16 protein-coding genes, 1 tRNA gene and 1 pseudogene are annotated in these 18,648 nt (G+C 51.0%); 9 read left to right on the top strand and 9 right to left on the bottom strand.

Features of this window, described 5'->3' with window-relative positions; translation table 11 throughout:
* Positions 1-93: 93 nt before the first annotated feature.
* From tnaA to IP582_RS02790, 3 genes are all read left to right on the top strand, one after another.
* Entirely contained in the window at positions 94-1,482 is a 1,389-nt protein-coding gene (gene tnaA, locus IP582_RS02800) for a tryptophanase (protein ID WP_193795014.1), read from the top strand.
* Positions 1,483-1,702: 220 nt separating this feature from the next.
* Positions 1,703-2,947, top strand: coding sequence for a tryptophan permease (mtr, locus tag IP582_RS02795; RefSeq protein WP_071193542.1), 1,245 nt, complete (start codon positions 1,703-1,705; stop codon positions 2,945-2,947).
* A 125-nt stretch (positions 2,948-3,072) separates the two neighbouring features.
* Positions 3,073-3,297, top strand: a complete 225-nt coding sequence (locus tag IP582_RS02790; protein WP_193795013.1) for a hypothetical protein — start codon at positions 3,073-3,075, stop codon at positions 3,295-3,297.
* 164 nt (positions 3,298-3,461) lie between these two features.
* On the opposite strand, the gene IP582_RS02785 is transcribed toward IP582_RS02790, so the two are convergent.
* Positions 3,462-4,583 (bottom strand): cupin domain-containing protein, encoded by a 1,122-nt coding sequence (locus tag IP582_RS02785; protein WP_039076884.1) that lies wholly within the window; start codon positions 4,581-4,583, stop codon positions 3,462-3,464.
* 212 nt (positions 4,584-4,795) lie between these two features.
* On the opposite strand from IP582_RS02785, the gene IP582_RS02780 reads away from it, so the two are divergent.
* Complete coding sequence (locus tag IP582_RS02780) at positions 4,796-5,053, top strand: zinc ribbon domain-containing protein (RefSeq protein WP_193795012.1); 258 nt, start codon at positions 4,796-4,798, stop codon at positions 5,051-5,053.
* A gap of 26 nt (positions 5,054-5,079) precedes the next feature.
* On the top strand, positions 5,080-5,652 hold the full coding sequence (locus IP582_RS02775; protein WP_193795011.1) for a DUF1349 domain-containing protein: 573 nt from the start codon (positions 5,080-5,082) through the stop codon (positions 5,650-5,652).
* A gap of 119 nt (positions 5,653-5,771) precedes the next feature.
* On the opposite strand, the gene glgS is transcribed toward IP582_RS02775, so the two are convergent.
* A complete protein-coding gene (gene glgS / locus IP582_RS02770) occupies positions 5,772-5,978 on the bottom strand; it encodes a cell surface composition regulator GlgS (protein ID WP_370551792.1) in 207 nt (68 codons plus the stop codon).
* Positions 5,979-6,376: 398 nt separating this feature from the next.
* Here glgS and IP582_RS02765 point away from each other — a divergent pair, with 398 nt between their 5' ends.
* Complete coding sequence (locus IP582_RS02765) at positions 6,377-6,634, top strand: YjhX family toxin (protein ID WP_039076906.1); 258 nt, start codon at positions 6,377-6,379, stop codon at positions 6,632-6,634.
* A gap of 227 nt (positions 6,635-6,861) precedes the next feature.
* Positions 6,862-7,623, top strand: a complete 762-nt coding sequence (locus IP582_RS02760; protein WP_193795009.1) for an IclR family transcriptional regulator — start codon at positions 6,862-6,864, stop codon at positions 7,621-7,623.
* A 12-nt stretch (positions 7,624-7,635) separates the two neighbouring features.
* On the opposite strand, the gene IP582_RS02755 is transcribed toward IP582_RS02760, so the two are convergent.
* From IP582_RS02755 to IP582_RS02745, 3 genes are all read right to left on the bottom strand, one after another.
* The gene (locus tag IP582_RS02755) at positions 7,636-9,252 is read right to left on the bottom strand and encodes a glycoside hydrolase family 43 protein (RefSeq protein ID WP_193795008.1); all 1,617 of its coding nucleotides are present in this window, start codon (positions 9,250-9,252) and stop codon (positions 7,636-7,638) included.
* A gap of 10 nt (positions 9,253-9,262) precedes the next feature.
* Positions 9,263-10,642, bottom strand: a complete 1,380-nt coding sequence (locus tag IP582_RS02750) for a glycoside-pentoside-hexuronide (GPH):cation symporter (RefSeq protein ID WP_193795007.1) — start codon at positions 10,640-10,642, stop codon at positions 9,263-9,265.
* Positions 10,643-10,965: 323 nt separating this feature from the next.
* Positions 10,966-12,933 carry a YjhG/YagF family D-xylonate dehydratase gene (locus IP582_RS02745; protein WP_193795006.1) on the bottom strand — a complete coding sequence of 656 codons (1,968 nt, stop codon included), beginning with the start codon at positions 12,931-12,933 and terminating at the stop codon, positions 10,966-10,968.
* A 439-nt stretch (positions 12,934-13,372) separates the two neighbouring features.
* On the opposite strand from IP582_RS02745, the gene symE reads away from it, so the two are divergent.
* Complete coding sequence (symE, locus tag IP582_RS02740) at positions 13,373-13,696, top strand: endoribonuclease SymE (RefSeq protein WP_193795005.1); 324 nt, start codon at positions 13,373-13,375, stop codon at positions 13,694-13,696.
* A gap of 360 nt (positions 13,697-14,056) precedes the next feature.
* Positions 14,057-15,145 carry a DNA cytosine methyltransferase gene (locus IP582_RS02735; protein ID WP_132439877.1) on the top strand — a complete coding sequence of 363 codons (1,089 nt, stop codon included), beginning with the start codon at positions 14,057-14,059 and terminating at the stop codon, positions 15,143-15,145.
* On the opposite strand, the gene IP582_RS02730 is transcribed toward IP582_RS02735, so the two are convergent.
* The 4 genes and pseudogenes from IP582_RS02730 to IP582_RS02715 form a co-directional block, all read right to left on the bottom strand.
* On the bottom strand, positions 15,127-15,987 hold the full coding sequence (locus IP582_RS02730) for a Cfr10I/Bse634I family restriction endonuclease (RefSeq protein WP_193795004.1): 861 nt from the start codon (positions 15,985-15,987) through the stop codon (positions 15,127-15,129). The genes IP582_RS02735 and IP582_RS02730 overlap by 19 nt on opposite strands.
* A gap of 556 nt (positions 15,988-16,543) precedes the next feature.
* Positions 16,544-16,990 (bottom strand): very short patch repair endonuclease, encoded by a 447-nt coding sequence (locus tag IP582_RS02725; protein ID WP_193795003.1) that lies wholly within the window; start codon positions 16,988-16,990, stop codon positions 16,544-16,546.
* A gap of 268 nt (positions 16,991-17,258) precedes the next feature.
* Positions 17,259-18,120 (bottom strand): annotated as a pseudogene (locus IP582_RS02720) (IS3 family transposase).
* A gap of 203 nt (positions 18,121-18,323) precedes the next feature.
* Positions 18,324-18,408, bottom strand: a tRNA-Leu gene (locus tag IP582_RS02715).
* Between the last annotated feature and the right edge of the window lie 240 nt (positions 18,409-18,648).

Here is an 18,648-nt window from a genome sequence, read left to right as displayed (position 1 = left end):
CAAACTCAACACGACGTTGAGCGATATTTTTTTGCGCGCTTTATACCGCCGGAAATATCGTGACGTCGCAAGGCACGCTATTGGAGAAATATTATGAAACGCATCCCAGAACCTTTCCGCATTAAAATGGTTGAGAATATCCGCATGACCACTTACGACGACCGCGTCAAAGCGCTGGCCGAAGCCGGATATAACCCTTTCCTGCTTAATAGCGAGGATGTGTACATTGACCTGCTGACTGACTCTGGCACAGGGGCCATGAGTGATCGCCAGTGGGCCGGGCTGATGATGGGCGACGAAGCCTATGCAGGCTCACGTAACTACCAGAATTTATGTGCAAAAGTGAAAGAGATCATCGGCTATCCGTTCACCATCCCAACCCACCAGGGGCGCGGTGCTGAACAGATCCTCTTCCCGTCGCTGATCGCGCGCTGCAAATCGAAAAAACCGGTCTTTATTTCCAACTTCCACTTCGACACCACCGCCGCACATGTGGAACTGAACGGTGCGAAAGCCATCAACGTAGTGACGCCGAAAGCGTTCGATACTACCTCCTGGTACGACTGGAAAGGCAACTTCGATATCGATCAACTGAAAGCGACCATCGCCGAGCAGGGTGCGGAAAACGTGGCGGCGATCGTCACCACCGTGACCTGTAACAGCTCCGGCGGCCAGCCGATTTCGCTGGCCAATATGCGTGAAGTCTACCAAATCGCGAAAAGTCATAAGATCCCGGTGGTCATTGACTCCGCGCGCTTCTGCGAAAACGCCTGGTTTATTAAGCAGCGCGAAGAGGGCTGCGCGGATAAATCGATTAAAGAGATCATCCGCGAGATGTACACCTATGGCGACATGCTGACCATGTCCGCGAAAAAGGATCCGCTGGTGAATATCGGCGGCATGTGCTGCTTCCGCGAAGACGAAGATCTGTTCAACGAAGTACGCATCCGCTGCGTGCCGATGGAAGGCTTCGTCACTTACGGCGGCCTGGCCGGACGCGATATGGAAGCGATGGCTATCGGTCTGGAAGAAGGCACCAACGAAGATTACCTCACCTACCGTATTGCACAGGTGGAGTATCTGGGCGAGCGTCTGCGCGAAGGCGGTATTCCGATCCAGTACCCGACTGGCGGCCACGCGGTGTTTGTCGATGCCAAACTGCTGCTGCCGCATATCCCGGCAGAACAGTTCCCGGCACATGCACTGAATAACGAGCTGTATCTGGAAGCGGGTATTCGTAGCGTGGAAATTGGCTCGCTGCTGTTAGGGCGCGACCCGGCCACCGGCCTGCAAAAACCGTCGCCAATGGAGCTGCTGCGCCTGACTATTCCGCGCCGCGTCTACACCAACGACCATATGGACTATATCGCTGATTCGCTGATTGCCGTGAAAAAACGCGCATCGTCCATCAAAGGCCTGACCTTCACCTATGAACCGCCGGTATTGCGCCACTTTGTGGCCCGTTTAAAACCGGTGGAATAAAACTCATCCGGACGCGCCTGCAACGGGCGCGTCCTTCCGATGTTACGCCTGAATAGCTCTACCCCAAATAATTCGAGTTGCAGAAAGTTAGCAAGAGCGTGAACCTCCACGAGCTTACTGAAGGGGGTGAGCACACCAATGCATATGCAACGTGAAATATGACTGGTATATACGTCGCCCACTCGGGCGATGCGGAATATGACGTCTATGGAAACGTACTATGGCTACTCTATCAGTAACAAATAAAGCGCCATCGCTCGTTGGTGGCGCAATGATCATTGGCGGCACCATTATTGGCGCGGGCATGTTTTCTTTACCGGTTGTCATGTCTGGCTCATGGTTTTTTTGGTCACTGCTCGCATTAGTTTTCACCTGGTTTTGTATGTTGCATTCAGGATTAATGATCCTTGAAGCTAACCTGAATTATCATATTGGCGCCAGCTTCGACACTATTACCAAAGACCTTCTCGGTAATCGCTGGAATATTATTAACGGCCTTACCGTCGCGTTTGTTTTATATATTCTGACGTACGCTTATATTTCCGCCAGCGGCTCCGTTATTCACCATACCTTTTCACAAATGAATATAGACTTCCCGGCACGGTTGGGTGGGTTGTTATTCGCGCTGGTCGTGGCCTTTATTGTCTGGCTGAGCACACGGGCCGTCAGCCGCATGACCACCATTGTGCTGGGCGCCAAGATCCTCACCTTCTTTATGAGCTTTGGCGGGTTAATCTGGCACGTGCAGCCAGCGGTACTGTTTAACACCGCCGAAGTAAACCCCAGCTACCTGCCCTATCTCGTGATGACTCTGCCGTTCTGCCTGGCCTCGTTTGGGTATCACGGCAATGTGCCCAGCCTGATGAAATACTACGGCAAAGACCCGCTGACTATCCGCCGCTGCCTGCTGCTCGGTACGCTGATGGCGCTGGTTCTCTACGTTTTCTGGCTGGTCGGTACGATGGGTAATATTCCTCGCCCGGCATTTATTGATATCGCCGGGAAAGGCGGCAACATCGATGTGCTGGTACAGGCGCTGAGCGGTGTGCTGAACAGTCGCGGGCTGGATTTGCTGCTGACGGTGTTCTCAAACTTTGCCGTCGCCAGTTCGTTCCTCGGCGTGACGCTGGGGCTGTTCGACTATCTGGCGGATCTGTTTAAGTTTGACGACAGCCCGCAGGGGCGTTTTAAGACCGCGCTGGTCACATTCCTGCCGCCAATTATTGGGGGCGTGCTGTGGCCGAACGGGTTTATTTATGCGATTGGCTTTGCCGGATTAGCCGCGACTGTCTGGGCGGCGATTGTGCCGGCACTGCTGGCCAGCGCATCGCGTAAACGCTTCGGCAGCCCGCATTATCGCGTGTGGGGCGGTAAAGCAATGATTATATTGATTCTCTGTTTCGGCGCGGGTAACGCCATTATTCACGTGCTTTCCAGCTTTCATCTGTTGCCGGTGTACCGTTAGTTTGCCCTCTCCCAGCCCCTCTCCCACCGGGAGAGGAATCCCCCGTCATCTTACGTTTTACAGCGATAACGCCGCTTAAAAAGAATAAAACAGTGACAGCGATGACAGGGTCCGGCTGAAAATCGATGAGGCGTTGGCGGCTGACCGGGGCCGCCCGCAGGGAAGCGGGCGGAGGGGATAGCCTGCAAGGACGCAGGCTGGTCCCCGACCCGAAAGTCAGACGACATAAGCATCATGGACCGCGCCAGCGGCGATTTTCTTTGCCGGGAGCCCGGGTCGCCAGGGGGGTGGCGGTGAGCCCCCCTGGCACGTTCACGGGTTCTGTCGCGACAGAAAAGCAACGAACATAAGGTGAACGGAATGACCATCAGAGCCGCATTTTCCCCCTCACCCTGGCCCTCTCCCTCAGGGAGAGGGGACCGTTCGTGCTCGCATTTTTGTGGGGATTCCTCAGCCCACCGGGAGAGGGGGTCAGGGCCGTGACCCGGATATGAGACCACCACCGGAACGGCGATTATTCGTCGAAATACCAATAGCCCTGGTTCACCAGCCCGGTCAGCTCGGCAATAAAGGTTGGGTTATTCAACGCCTCCCCCAGTTCCTCTTTACCGATCAACAAATGGCGGCACAGCGCTTCTGCGGCTTTCGGCGCAACGGTATCGAAACGCTCGCTATTCACGAAGAAACAGTCGCTAACCTGGAACACGCGCAGCCCGCCCAGACGCGTCAGCACCTGGCCTTCCTGCAACGCTTCCAGCACTTCCTGCGGCTCATACGGCGGTTCGGCCGGGGCGATATCCAGCTCATGGCGCGGCGTAGTGATAAAACGGCCAAACCACTGCTTGAAATCCTCCGGCTGATTGATCATCTCGATCATCATGCCGCGCAGACGCTCCAGCTCGTACTCTTCAACCCGACCCGGATTTTCACGGCAGGTTAAATCCGGATCGGTGTAGTGATCGCCGCCCAGATCTTTATCAACCGCATAATCAGCAAAGCTGCTGATCAGATCGCGGCCATTCGGCCCACGAAAACCGATGGAATAGTTAAACGCGGTCTCGTGGGTAATACCGTCGTGCGGGAATCCCGGCGGAATATAGAGAATATCGCCCGGCGCCAGGTCTTCATCAATAATCGGCTCAAATGGCTCAACGTGGAGCAGCGCCGGATGCGGACAGAATTCTTTCAGGGGCAATTTATCCCCTACGCGCCAGCGGCGGCTGCCCATCCCCTGGATAATGAAAACATCGTACCAGTCGATATGCGGGCCAACGCCGCCGCCCGGTACGGAAAAAGAGATCATCAGATCGTCAAAGCGCCACTCCGGGATCGCACGGAAGGGTTTAACCAGCTCGGCAGACGGCGCGTGCCAGTGGTTTACCGCCTGCGCCAGCAGCGACCAACCCGTTTCCCCCAGTCCATCGAAATGTTCGAACGGGCCGTTACTGGCCTGCCATTCACCGTTGAAATGGCTGACGAGGCGGCTGTCGACTTCCACTTCCATCGCCAGGCCTGCCAGCTCATCTGGGGTGATCGGATCAACAAAGTTCGCAAACGCGTTTTTCAATACAACCGGCTTTTTCTGCCAGTATTTCTCTAAAAATTCAGGCCAGTTAAGGTTTAGTTGGTAAGCCATGGGGTCACACCTGTGGAATGATAAGCGGGCGTGATTATGTGAGGGATCGGCGGAATTTACTTTGTCGGTGGTCAAGGGTTAGACGTAAGCAGGATCACGCGTAGCACAACTGAAAATCCACTTTTTATTTGTGGTTATATGATCGTGCGGCACTTCTGCTCTGGCGAAAACATGTACATTTATTGTTCATCTCATCAAACAAGGAGTGTCCTATGTCCCAACATGAAGCGTGCTGCCATTCCTGCGGAATGCCGCTTTCCGCCCCCGATGCCCGGGGGCCGAGCGACAAATACTGCAAGTATTGCACCGACAGCGAAGGCAATCTTAAATCCTGGGAGGAGGCGGTAGCCGGACTTGCAGGCTATCTTGATTCATGGCAACACGTCGGGCCGGAAGAGTCACGCAAGCGCGCGGTGCGCTATCTGACAGCCATGCCGGCCTGGGCAGACAAAGCGCAGGGTCCGGTATAACACGAAAAAGACAAAGGAGAAGCGTCATGCACGAGGAGTTTCAATGGGTTAACGAACCTGCCCAATGGCAATGTGAAGAGGGTGTCCTGTCGGTTGTCACCGATGAACACACCGATTTCTGGCACAAAACCTGGTACGGTTTCGAACGCTTCTCCGGTCATCTGTTCGCCAAAGAGGTCGCTGAGGATTTTACTTTTCAGGTCAAAATCTGTGCGGAATTCACCACCCTTTATGACCAGGCGGGCATTATGTTGATGACTGATAACCGCCACTGGCTGAAGGCGGGTATTGAATTCAACGATGGCGCCCCCGCTATCGGCAGCGTGCTGACACTGGACTATTCCGACTGGGCAACAGGGATTTTTCCGGGCAATCCGCGCGAATTCTGGCTGCGTCTGACGCGTAAAGATGACGCCCTGCGTCTGCAATATTCGACGGATGGTCTGAGCTGGCCGTTGCTGCGTTTGTGCCCTTTTCCCGCCGGAAAGGTGAGGGTCGGGGTAATGTGCTGCACGCCGGAGCGGCAAGGATTATCGGTGAAATTCAGCGACATGACGTTAACACCGCCGCTCAATAAGTCCTTGCACGATCTCAGTTGATAATCATGGCATCTGGTTTTCAAAGAAATGTGACAGGCAGAGATGAGAAGTGGCAGCAGACCGCAAGAACCCCCGAAGCCAGAAAACGCAACGGGCCATCAGGCCCGTTGTGGTTATCGCTATTGCAGTTCCTTCACTCTGGCGCGCTGCGCCTGTTTGCAATAATGGTCGTAATGTTCCTGGAACCACTGTTTCTGCTCTTCGGTCATATTGCCGGTAACGGCATCAATATCAACTGGCTGGCCCATCGCATACATAGGGGCAAAACTGCGTGCCAAAAAATCAAAATTCTTCACTGCGTTCAGGTCTTGTCTTTTCATTCGCATACTCCTTCAGTCCGCCGACGTGCTGTGTAAGGCCATATGCATCTCTGTCTTAAGTATTGTCTTATAAATGAACATTTCATAAGCATTGCGTGCCTTCGCAACGACCCGATTGTCCATAACGTCGCCTTGCGCACAGAGTGAAAAAAAGCGTGCCACTGAGTACCCACACAGATCACACTCCTTAAGCAAAATAATTCCCTTATAGATGTTGCGTGTTAACATTGGCTGGATAAATATTTCTTAGCGAATACCGAGGCTTCGATGCTGGAGAATGCAACCATCTGATAATCAGCTTTCCGACCCGTGCGGCCGGGCTGGTTATCACTGCGCTAAACACTCGCGCTAACACCCCAGGGTGTTGGCAGGTTTTGCACAAGATGATTACAGGCATTTTCAGCATGAATATTTCCCGTCAGGAACAACGTACCCTGCACGTCCTTGCCAAAGGCGGACGTATCGTTCATACCCGCGACACCTCCGGGCGCGTCACCGCCGTTGAGTGTTATACCCGTGAAGGGCTATTGCTCAGCGACTGCACGCTCGCCGTCTTCAGGAAACTGAGAAGCAAAAAACTCATCCGCTCGGTAAATGGTCAGCCCTATCGCATTAACCGTACCGGTCTGAGCAATGTCCGCGCGCAGTTGGACAACCAATAATTGGTGTTAAGCAATCCCCACCCGCAGGTGGGGATTACCTGGCAAGTCGGCGACCAGGTTAAAACCTTGAGCTATAGCCGTGCGCTGATAGTGCCCGCCCGCCCACTGGCAGCAAGGGAGGATCAGCACACTGTAGCCGTTTTGATAACTCTAGCCCCCGCCATTGCTTTTCCCCGGTGAAAATAGTACGGTCACACGCAGAGAATTCCTCGTGAATGGTAAAAATTATGCCGATAATTCAGTCTGTTGAACGTGCTTTGCAGATCCTCGACCTGTTTAACGATCAGGCGACGGAACTCAAAATCACCGAGATAAGCAAACAGATGGGATTAAGCAAAAGCACCCTTCACTCGCTGCTGAAAACGCTTCAACTTCATGGCTATATCGATCAGAACCCGGATAACGACAAATATTGTCTGGGGATGAAACTGGTGGAGCGCGGCCACTTTGTCGTGGGCACCATGGACATTCGCCAGAAGGCGAAAAGCTGGCTGTCCGCCCTTTCCCAGGAGACGGGGCAGACGACCCACCTGGGGATTCTGGACGGCAACGAAGGCGTTTACATAGAAAAAATCGAAGGTAAGCAGGCGGCCATCGCCTATTCACGCATTGGCCGCCGCCTGCCGGTACATGCCACGGCCATTGGCAAAGTGCTGCTGGCCTGGCTCGGGGACGAGGAACTTAATGCCATACTGGACGGGTATGCATTCACGCGCTTTACGCCAGCCACCCTGACTGACCGCGACGCGCTGCTGACCGCGCTGGCACAAACCCGCCACAACCATTACGCACTCGATAACGAAGAGAACGAGCCGGGCGTGCGCTGCATCGCGGTGCCGGTATGGAACCACGAATCGCGGGTTATCGCCGCGCTCAGCCTCTCCACCCTCACCTCGCGGGTTAACGACGACCAACTGGCCGCCTGCCGCCAGAAGCTGATGGAAGCCGGGCTGGGGCTGTCAAAAACGCTGGGCTACCGCGAACGCTAGCCCACCATCCTGCTACGCCTCGGGCTGATAGGTGAACGAGGCGAAATCAGCATGGCAGCCGTCGCCGCTGATATCCTCGCAGTGCAGGCCAACAAACGCCCCGGTAAAGAAGCCCCTACCGCCAATATAGTCATCCGACAGCTTCCACGCCTCAAAGGTCAGCGGAATGGCCTGCCAGTTTTCCCCATCAAATGAATAGCTGTAATGGTACTCAAGCTGATCGACATCCACCCGCAGCCAGACGTACTCCGCGCTCCGGGGTACTTCAATCGGGTTATCGTACAGGTGCCAGTGGGCCACGTTATGGTCGAGCCGGATAATTTTCAGCGTCCGCCCGCGCCCCTCGTCATAGTCCATAAAGCAGTACGACCAGTTTTTGCTGTTGTAATAGCAGGTCAGCCCGGCGCTCTGCTGGAAGTGGCGCGGCGAAAAGGCCATCTGCGTTTCGGCACGAAAACGGAAATGCTGCCAGCGGCGGGCCACCGTTGACTGGGTAAAGGTGGAGTTGAGCGAGTCATTGCCGTAGAGGCGCAAAAAGCCGGGACGGGCAGTAAGCGAACCTAACTGCTCATCAAACGGAATACGCAGCGTTTGCAATTCCGGGTCAAGCCGTTCGCTGTCGAAGTCTGTGCGCCATGCGCCTGTGCCTGCGCCAGGCTGCTCCGTCATCCGTGGCCCCGGCACCGTCAGCGCCGCATGTTTGCCCCCCTCAACGTAAGGCCAGCCATCACGCCATTCGATGCGGGTTATCCCCGTCTCGCGCCCGAGCGGGCAGTATCCGCGCCCGCCAGCCGCCAGCCGTGGAATACCCGGCAGATGCAGAGGCCGGCTGGTCAGATACGCCATATACCATTCGCCGGTATGGGTCTCCAGCAGCGAGCCGTGACCGCTCTTTTGCAGCGGATTTTCCGGCAGGTGCCAGCTCGTCATCATCGTCACATCCGGGTGCAGCTCATAAGGCCCGGTAATGTCCTTCGCCCGCAGCACCACCACCGCATGTTCGTAGCTGGTGCCCCCTTCCGCCACCAGCAGATAGTAGTAGCCATCGCGGCGATAAATATGCGCCCCTTCGGTATAACCCAACGGCGTACCGGTGAAGAGCGTGGAGCGCTGCGGCGAGAGAGAGTGTGTGTCGGCAAAAAATTCCTGCATCACAATGGTGTTATGAGGGTTGCTGTGATGGCGCGGCCCCCACGGCCGATAGATGTAATATTTGCGCCCGTCCATATCGTGGAACAGCGACGGGTCGAACCCGCCATTGCCCATAGGTATAGGGTCGCTCCACGGCCCCTCCACCGAGGGGGCGGTCACCAGGAAGTTGCGGCCATTTTTCCACGGCGAATCGACAATTTTCACATCGGTATAGAGCAGCCAGAACTTGCCGTCGGCGTAGCTCAGGCAGGGTGCCCAGATGCCGCCGGAGTCCGGGTTGCCTTTCATATCCAGCAGCGCCACGCTGTCGAGCGGCGTACTCACCAGCGACCAGTTTTTCAGGTCGCGTGAGTGGTAAATACGTACGCCGGGGAACCACTCAAACGTGGAGGTGGCGATGTAATAATCCTCCCCCACGCGGCACAGTGACGGGTCCGGGTTGAAGCCGGTCAGGATCGGGTTTTCAATCTGGTACATGGTTCTCTCCTCAGTTCACCGCCGCCGCGGCATCGGCAGGCTGCGTTGCAGGGTGCGCTGCGCGTTGACGTTGCAGTTGCTGGCTGATCTCTTCCACCCGTTTGCTGCTCAGTTTGTAGAACGACAGCAGCGTAAACATGCCGGCATAGAGCACCACCGGCACAATGCAGAAGAGGATTTTAATGGTGGTCAGGACGTTATCCGGCTGTACGGCGTTGCTTGCCGAGTAGCTGGAGAACGCGAGGATCCAGCCCACCAGCGCGCCGCCAATCGCCAGGCCGATTTTCAGGCTGAACAGGTAGGTGGAGAAGACCAGCCCGTCGAGGCGACGCCCGCTGCGGCTCTCTTCATAATCAACCACATCGGAGGCCATCAGCCATTGCAGCGGCGTGGTGGTGTTAAAGACAAACAGGAACAGAATATTGAGCGCGAAAATCAGCGCGATATTGTCTGAGGGAATAAAGAAAATGCTCAGACTGATCAGGGAATAAATGCCGATGATCCACTTGAACGAGGTCACTCGGTCGAAGCGCCCGAGCAGGCGAGATGAGCACAGGGAACCGAACATGGTCGCCAGGCTTCCGTAAAGCAGGAACTGCGTTGCCAGCTCCGGATGGTCCATTACGTATTTCACAAAATAGAGCGTCGCGCCACCGCGCACCACGTTGGAGCCAGTCGCCATCATTTTAAAGGCGCACATAATTCGCCACTGACTATTACCCATTAAGAGTTTCAGGTCTTTCTTAACGGAAGCGCCCGGCTGAACGTCAAAGGTATAACGTTCTTTGGTGGTAAAGAAGCAGACAAACAACAAGATAACACCGCAAATACCCAGCACGCACATCGCGCCAAAATAGCCCACCTGCTCATTGCCTTTGCCGATAATATTTACCAGCGGCAGGGCAATACCGCTGATGGCTAATGAACCGGCGGCGGCGAGGAAAAAGCGCCAGGATTGTAACGCGTGGCGCTCTTTAGGATCAGAGGTAATAACGCCAGGCATGGCGCAATAGGGAACGTTAACGAAGGTATATACCAGCGTCAGTAAAATATAGGTAATCGAGGCGTAGATAATTTTCCCCTGTGCGGAGAAATCCGGCGTATAGAACGTTAAGACGCAGACGATACCAAACGGGATCGCGCCCCACAGCAGATACGGGCGGAACTGGCCGTAGCGGGTACGTGTACGGTCAACCACCAGCCCCATCAGCGGGTCGGTTACCGCATCCAGCACGCGCGAAATTAAAAACAGCGTGCCCATGACGCCCGCAGACAGGCCAAAGACGTCGGTATAAAAGTACGCCAGCAAAAACATGGTGGCCTGCCAGACAAAACCGCAAGCGGTATCCCCCAGCCCGTAGCCGATTTTATCTTTCATCGTTAATTGCATGTCTACCTCCAGTCATATGAGAGGGATGGATTGCGAATGGCCGGGACCTACAAAATAAAATGCGTGCAGTGCATTTTGCGAGGAATACACCCTTTATTCGTACGTTTATTAGATGTTCAGTGCGGATTTGATTCTAGGAAGGAATATATGCAGCAACAATTATCAATTTTGCTTTCGCAATTATGTATTTTAGCTTCTGTGATAGCGATACATTTTACCTGGTGACAGAAACAGTTATTTCTCCCGTGAGGGATACTTTATTTCGTAATATTCTTTAGCCGCCGAAACATTTATTCGGCGGCCCGGCAAATTCGTTTAATTATTTAAAGACCCAGCGCTTTTTTACCGGCATTGATCACCTCAATAATTTTATCCGTGTCGTACACGCACCCTTTCCAGGTGCCACCGCTCACCGCCTGGAGCGCCGCCCACAGGCGGGTGTCGTCAGGCAGGTAATCATGCGCCTTCAGCTCCGGGTGCAGCTCGCGCTGCGCCAGTACCACTGCGCCCTCTTCCGGCGTCAGGCGCGCCTCCGCTGTGCCGATAAAGTTCACGCTTCCTGCCAGTGACAGGCGATCGACAATAATCTCGATCACATCGCCGCTGCGAAGCTTGCCAATCGGCCCGCCCGCCAGCGCTTCCGGCGCAACGTGCCCCAGGCAGGCCCCGGTCGAGACACCGGAGAAACGCGCATCGGTAATCAGCGACACGGTTTTCCCCCACGAGATATGTTTCAGCGCCGAGGTGAGCTGGTAGGTCTCTTCCATGCCGGTGCCGGATGGCCCGCCACCGATAATGACCATGATGTCGCCCTGCTTGATCTGTCCCTGCTTGATGGCTTTGATGGCCGCCTCTTCCGAGACAAAGACCCGCGCCTCGCCGGTATGGCGATAGACGCCGTCCTCGTCCACCACTGACGGATCGATGGCCGTGGCTTTGATGACCGAGCCATCCGGTGCTATGTTGCCCACCGGGAAGGCCACCGTGGAGGTCATCCCTTTGGCTTTTGCCCCTTCCGGCGAGAGGATTACCTCATCCGGCTCCACGCCATCCTGTTCGCGCAGGCACTGGCGGAACTTCGCGCGGCGCTCGGAGTGCTCCCACCAGTCGAGGTTTTCCCCCAGCGTCTGCCCGGTGACCGTCATCACATCTTCATGCAGCAGCCCCAACCGACGCAGGTGGAGCATCACTTCCGGTACGCCGCCCGCGAGGAACGCGCGCACCGTTGGGTGGTAATCCGGCCCGTTGGGCAGCACGCTCACCAGGCGCGGCACTTTGCGGTTGATGGCGCTCCACTGCGCCACGTCCGGCATACGACACTTAGCCGCATGGGCGATGGCGGGGATATGCAGCAACAGGTTGGTGGAGCCGCCAAAGGCCGCATGCACCACCATCGCGTTTTCGATGGCTTTGTCGGTGAGGATGTCGCGGGCGGTAATGCCCTTCTCATCCAGCGCCATGACCACGCGCGCCGACTGGCGGGCAATTTCCAGCCAGACGTCCTGGCCCGATGGCGCGAGCGCCGAGTGCGGCAGCGCCAGCCCTAATGCTTCGGCCACTACCTGCGAGGTGCCCGCGGTGCCGAGGAACTGACAGCCGCCGCCGGGGGAAGCACAGGCGCGACAGCCCAGCTCGGAGGCCTCTTTGAGGCTCAGTTCGTTGTTGGCGTAACGCGCGCCGATGGTCTGTACCTTTCCGGCGTCTTCGCCGAAGGTAGGCGGCAGGGTCGCCCCGCCCGGCACGAGGATCACCGGCAGATCGTGCATTGACGCCAGCGCGATCATTGTGGCGGGCAGGCCTTTATCGCAGGTGGCGACGCCTATCACCGCCCGGCGCGTGGGCAGCGAGCGGATCAGGCGGCGAAAAACAATGGCCGCGTCGTTACGGTACGGCAGGGAGTCGAACATGCCGTGGGTGCCCTGGGAGCGGCCATCGCACGGGTCGCTGACAAAGGCGGCGAACGGGATGCCGCTCAGGCGGGTGATCTCTTTTGCCGCTGCCGACATTTGCAGGCCGATCTCCCAGTGCCCGGTGTGATAACCCAGCGCAATGGGGCGACCGTCCGAGTGACGGATGCCGCCCTGGGTGCCGATCAGCAGGACTTCTCTGCCGGTGAGTTTGTTGGCATCCCAGCCCATACCGGCGTTTTGCGTCATGCCGAACAGGTTGCCGCTGGGGGATTCGAGCAGCATTTGCGGGGTGAGCGGCAGCGCGCCCTGCGGCCCGGCAGCGTGGGTTTTCACCGCATAGAATTGTTCATCCTGCGGCGTAAATATGGTGTCGATGGACATTGTCGTATTCTCCCGGTCAACCGCGTTCAAAGAACGGCTGGCGACATCTTTTTGGAAGTTGTTCTACATTATAGAACAACGTTCTTATAATTTGATTCACTGTAATCCAGGTGTTGCACAGAGGTAAATCAGAGAGACGGGGAGACTGCGCTTTTTTGAGGCTTGATCACAAAATGGGCGGCAACGGGATGTAATGGGGGGATGGTTAGGGGCAGTTGTGGAAATGACAAGAAAATGATTCCAAAAGAATTTATAAAGCGCTGATTTTCATTGATTTACATCTGGACTCTCGGAGAGATACTGGGTATTTTTACAGGTGTATCATCTGATTCAGCAGGCGTCACTGGCGCAAACAGTTTGAACAGAGATAGCGCGGAGAAAGTGTGCGCCAACACACTTTTCCGCTAACCACAATCACTATTAAACAGGAATAGTAATCATGACTAACGCGGATTGTATTGCAGATATTGAGCAACCAGAAGTTCTCCCGTCGAATAAGCACAAACTAACGGTAAGTTATGCGAGCCGTCATCCGGATTATGTGCGTATCCCGGCTCTCACGCTGAAAGGCCACTGGCTGGAAGCCGCCGGGTTCGCCACCGGCACAGAGGTGGAGGCCAGAGTGATGAACGGTTGCATTGTGCTGACCGCGAAAGAGCCAGAACCCGAACTGCTGGCGTCGCTGAGGGTGGTGGAAAAACTGTCAGCGAGGAAACAGAAGCAGGTGAGAGAGTTTATTGGGGTGGTGAGTGGGCGAACTTAAAAACCAATAGCACACAAACCACCGTAAAAACGGTGGTTTGCTTTATAGCAATGCAAACAATCAATGCATCTAAGATTGATTTTTATTTTGGAAATAATTGTGGCAGTACATATCCAATCTATTAATTATCAAATACTTAACGTAATCAGGCGGTAACTTTTCATCTTGAAGCCAGCTTTGTAAAGTACGATGTGGTACACCATATAGAATATCGCACATTTCTAACTGTGTGATATTCAAATCATCTTTGTATTTCTTTAGAGTTATAGAAAAGTTATCCATCAGCAAAATCACATATTGACTTTACGCACTGAGTGCGTATCATGGTGAAATTTTCATAAAGTAAGGTTACATTAACCAATGGAAAAACCAATAATTTTTTCTTTCTTTTCAGGATCTGGTTTCCTTGATCTTGGGTTCGAAGCGTCTGGTTTTAAAGTAGAGTTTGTGAATGAATACCACAAACCTTTCCTAGAAGCATACAAATATTCCAGGAAAAAACTCGGTATCCCAGAGCCGAAGTACGGTTATTATCAAGGGGATATAAGAGATATTTCATGCAATCAAAAAGATGAATTTGCTGCAAAAATTATTGATGCAAAAAAAAGCAGCCTTGTTGGGTTCATTGGAGGTCCGCCTTGCCCTGATTTCTCTGTGGGGGGAAAAAATAAAGGCGAACACGGCGAAAACGGTGTACTGACTAAAGCATACGTTGATACCATAATTGAATTTAAACCAGATTTTTTTATTTTCGAAAATGTAAAAGGTTTATGGAGAACCAAAAAACATAGAGAATTTTATAATAGGATGAAGGATATTCTTTCAGAAGAATATTCTTTGACTGATAGGCTGACAAACAGCATTGAATATGGTGCTCCGCAAGATCGCGATAGAATATTCTTGTTTGGTATTAGAAAAGAAATGAGCCTTAGCATCGCGGATTTCCCTTGGGAAGAACATATAAAATATAAGAAAAACATCATATTAGATAAAGAAATCTGGCCTTCTACTGACGGTTATCTTTTGAAATGGAATCCTGTGTATGACTGGCAAGAAAAGGTTACTATTGAGTACTGGTTTAATAAAAATGACGTAGACTCACATCCTAATGCAAAACATCATTTTATCCCCCGGAATGGGTTATCAAAATTTATGACGATAAAAGAAGGTGATGTTAGTAAAAAATCTTATAAAAGGCTCCATAGAAGCAGATTCTCGCCCACAGCTGCATATGGAAATAATGAAGTACATATTCACCCATTTATACCTAGAAGGATTTCAGCGGCTGAGGCAATGGCAATCCAATCTCTCCCTAAAGAGTTTGAATTACCAGCCAATATGTCTTTAACAGATATGTTTAAAACTATAGGTAATGGAGTACCGTATCTAGCAGCGAAAGGTTTAGCCAACACTGTATATTCATATCTTTCTCAACTAAATAAGATGTGAGTCATACAAGTATTTACATCACTTATAGAGTTTATCTTAAAGAGTTCATCTACTGCGCTCTGAGGTAAACTCTTTACATCTGTTATAGAGTGAGTTGCAACAGTTTTAAGCCCTATTTTGTCAGCCGGGCCTATAGATGTCGCAGCAGCATAATACTTAACCCCTCTGGGATTAATATTCCACGTTCTAGTTTGAAGATGAGTATAAAGAGCTTTCATCAAACTTCCTTCATGTGCAAGCTGAAGACGCCTGTCAGGCCTAAATGTTGTTTTAACTGATAGAAACGAAACTATACTATCTAATTCAGCATAATTTACAAATTGCTTGTATAAATTATCAAGCTTGCTTAAAGTAGATAAATCTAGATTATAGAAAGAAATACCAGACAAATATTCTTCATAGTAAGCGCGAGCCTCACCAATTTCTATAATAGAAAAGTCAGGATTAGAAGTAATCAAATTTACATCGTTTACTTTAAGTTTCTCTCTAAGATCATAAATAAATCCACTTAGATATTCTTTATACATCGATATAACGTCAAATGAAGAAGCATTTGGCATTTTAATTAACAGGCGATTCGTATTATTATTTAGAAAAAAAACAATTGATTGGATAGCTATTAACCATTCATACCAATCGCCATTACACTTGTTGAAAGAATTGTCACTAACGCTTCCTCCTTTCTCAGATGCCGCATTGTTAACAAAATGCTTCAACCCTGTTAGTACGTCACTAAAATGCATCTCCGATACATCAACACGAGCACTATAGGCAATGAACGCATTTGCTGAATTTATCGTTAATGTCTTTCCACCCAAAGCTCTTCCCGAAACAATTTCCATAATTTAACCTTCAACACATAAAATTGTTTATTTTTCAAAAAGTTAAATGCATAAAGGTGAATTTTTCGCCTTATTCACCTTATAAAGCGATGCATCAAATCGCTCTCATCAGCAGTTAACTTTCCATTGACTTATGTATAATAAATTTGAATAGTTTTGTATAGTAAAATCTCATTTTGCCGTAATCATTTATTTGTGACCTTCGACAAATTATTTTGTCATGAAGGATTATGTTAAATACAATAAATATATATATATTGGATAATGACCTGACATTATTATCTAAAAACATTTAAATACATCCATCCAAAAAAGATAAATCGCGAACTTGATGTGTTTAAATATTAAACAGATTTATATCTCAGTTTAACTATCTCGGTTAAACAATAATTTTAAGAAACCATTTAATCTCTTAGAATTACTGTCAGCTATAAAAGAAAACGGAAAGATGTTATATATGCCACAGAATTAACAAGGCAACATCCTTTATGCCGCTTATGATATTTGGCAATAAAAAATATTAGACATAATTAAATGACCAAACCGTGTAAACATGTTAAAACTTAAATGTCGGCATGGGATTTATTGCGCTCATTTCGGTCGATTGCGCCAGCCCTTTAATCCACCACTCTATATAATCAATGACGTCATAAAAATCAATATATTTCGACTTTACGGCACACTCCCATATAACTAAAACCCGAATATTATGATTTTTAATATATTGCTGATCACGTAAATCTCTTTCTTTATTTCTTTCAATTTTTTCACGCCAATAAGTTTCATTTCTCTTGGGTATATGGGAAATTTGACATCTATCATGACCATGCCAAAAACAGCCATGAATAAAAATAACCGCATTATATTTTGGGAAATATAAATCTGGCTTGCCGGGCCATTGTGCATCATACAAACGATAACGAAGCCCTCGAGCAAATAATGGTTTCCTTATTTTTAACTCAAGCTTTGTATCCTTTGACTTGAATAACTTCATGTTAGGCATATTCCCCCCATGAATATGGATTCCATTGTACACCCCATAGCAAGCTATAACATCGACACTTTATTTATATTAGTATTATTTTTGTCATTTGCAATTATAAAATATTTTTTGACGTAATATCGCCTATCATCTCTTGACTATTTAATAATAGATAGTTGATAACATTAAAAAACCTTAAAAGATATTGTAAATAGATCTATTTTAGTTCCATGCATTTTTTGAGTTCCCGGTCAAATTGACCTTCTCCCAAAATCAGTGCAGTGCTAAATCAGAGACCTTCGCCTTTCTGGAGACTTCGGTTAAATTCAGCCAGAGTCATGTCATTTAACGATGAATGCGTTCTCTCATGATTATATTCCCTGCGCCAGTTGTCGAGTTTCTCCTGCGCATCTTCCAATGATAAAACCAGTGAATATTCAGGCATTCGTCGCGCAGGCTACCGTTAAATGATTCAATAAACGGATTATCTGTCGGTTTTCCGGGGCAGGAGAAATCCATCGTGACACCGTGTTCATACGCCCATTTATCCAGACTTTTCGAGATAAACGCGCTGCCGTTATTCGTCTGGATACGTATCGGCAGGCGCTTATCCAATACCCGAAGCACTTCCATCACGCTGACCATATCGTCACCTTTCAGCGATTTTCCAGCATGGATCGCCAGACATTCCCGACTAAAATTATCCACTACAGTCAGTGCCCGAAAACGCTGCCCGTTAAACAGATTATCCGACACAAAATCCATACTCCAGCACTGATCGACATGCGTCAGCGCCGGGCGCTGCTGACGGCGTGCTGCACTGAAATGCCTGCGGGGCCGTTTTCTGCGCAGATTCAGTCCTTCCAAATAATTAATCCGGTGGATTTTCTTGTGATTAACAGGCCAGCCCTCCCGGCGTAACTAAATATGAATGCGTGGACAACCGTAGCGTATCCGGGTTTCTGCTATCTCCCTGATGCGCAGAGTTATTGGCCGATAGTCACGCCCAGATCGGCAAATTTCTTTTTCCAGTTGCAAAAGGTGGCCTCAGAAATCCCCATCTTTCTGCAGACTTCCCCGAGGCGGGAGCCGGTTTCGGGCTGTTTCAACGCAAACGCAATCTGTTCTTCGGTATAACGGGTCTTTTTGATGGCGATGTGCCTCTCGGCGAGATGGAAGAAAGACAGGATACTTCAGTTTAGATTGGCACTGTTTTCAGGGAGGAGATCAGTAAGTTGATGTCGATGGAATCAGATTGATTTAGGTTGAGTGAAAAAGCGGGACAACACCTTACGGATACTGGAGTTTAGACACAAAAAAAGCCGCCCTTAGGCGACTTGATTGTTGCATCTTTTGGTGCCGAAGGCCGGACTCGAACCGGCACGTATTTCTACGGTTGATTTTGAATCAACTGCGTCTACCGATTTCGCCACTTCGGCACTGAAGGGGATGCTGATAGCGGGTTGCATTATACCTGTTGCAGATCCCCGCGCAAGCATTCCCCCGCCTTGTCGCGTCTAAATGCCGAAAAAATCGACACATCTCCACCGTACTCCCCCACTATCTGGAACGCTTCTCGCAAAACGCTGCAACGTGACGGCGGCGGTTTACATTTATCGCGTCTTGTTATCTGATCCTGTTACGGGTTTTACCCATTCCCCACATCCATAGATCAGGAC

This window comes from Citrobacter sp. BDA59-3 (assembly GCF_015167655.1).
GTDB classification, from domain to species: domain Bacteria; phylum Pseudomonadota; class Gammaproteobacteria; order Enterobacterales; family Enterobacteriaceae; genus Phytobacter; species Phytobacter diazotrophicus.
This window is presented reverse-complemented; position numbering and strand designations above follow the sequence as displayed.

What these genes read in the sequence shown, in the direction of transcription:
- IP582_RS02730 (WP_193795004.1), bottom strand. Translation starts at nt 15,987, where the DNA reads ATGGAAATTGTTTCGGGAAGAGCTTTGGGTGGAAAGACATTAACGATA.
- IP582_RS02780 (WP_193795012.1), top strand. Translation starts at nt 4,796, where the DNA reads ATGTCCCAACATGAAGCGTGCTGCCATTCCTGCGGAATGCCGCTTTCC.
- symE (WP_193795005.1), top strand. Translation starts at nt 13,373, where the DNA reads ATGACTAACGCGGATTGTATTGCAGATATTGAGCAACCAGAAGTTCTC.
- mtr (WP_071193542.1), top strand. Translation starts at nt 1,703, where the DNA reads ATGGCTACTCTATCAGTAACAAATAAAGCGCCATCGCTCGTTGGTGGC.
- IP582_RS02750 (WP_193795007.1), bottom strand. Translation starts at nt 10,642, where the DNA reads ATGCAATTAACGATGAAAGATAAAATCGGCTACGGGCTGGGGGATACC.
- glgS (WP_370551792.1), bottom strand. Translation starts at nt 5,978, where the DNA reads ATGCGAATGAAAAGACAAGACCTGAACGCAGTGAAGAATTTTGATTTT.
- IP582_RS02765 (WP_039076906.1), top strand. Translation starts at nt 6,377, where the DNA reads ATGAATATTTCCCGTCAGGAACAACGTACCCTGCACGTCCTTGCCAAA.
- IP582_RS02725 (WP_193795003.1), bottom strand. Translation starts at nt 16,990, where the DNA reads ATGCCTAACATGAAGTTATTCAAGTCAAAGGATACAAAGCTTGAGTTA.
- IP582_RS02755 (WP_193795008.1), bottom strand. Translation starts at nt 9,252, where the DNA reads ATGTACCAGATTGAAAACCCGATCCTGACCGGCTTCAACCCGGACCCG.
- IP582_RS02745 (WP_193795006.1), bottom strand. Translation starts at nt 12,933, where the DNA reads ATGTCCATCGACACCATATTTACGCCGCAGGATGAACAATTCTATGCG.
- IP582_RS02790 (WP_193795013.1), top strand. Translation starts at nt 3,073, where the DNA reads ATGAGGCGTTGGCGGCTGACCGGGGCCGCCCGCAGGGAAGCGGGCGGA.
- tnaA (WP_193795014.1), top strand. Translation starts at nt 94, where the DNA reads ATGAAACGCATCCCAGAACCTTTCCGCATTAAAATGGTTGAGAATATC.
- IP582_RS02760 (WP_193795009.1), top strand. Translation starts at nt 6,862, where the DNA reads ATGCCGATAATTCAGTCTGTTGAACGTGCTTTGCAGATCCTCGACCTG.
- IP582_RS02735 (WP_132439877.1), top strand. Translation starts at nt 14,057, where the DNA reads ATGGAAAAACCAATAATTTTTTCTTTCTTTTCAGGATCTGGTTTCCTT.
- IP582_RS02785 (WP_039076884.1), bottom strand. Translation starts at nt 4,583, where the DNA reads ATGGCTTACCAACTAAACCTTAACTGGCCTGAATTTTTAGAGAAATAC.
- IP582_RS02775 (WP_193795011.1), top strand. Translation starts at nt 5,080, where the DNA reads ATGCACGAGGAGTTTCAATGGGTTAACGAACCTGCCCAATGGCAATGT.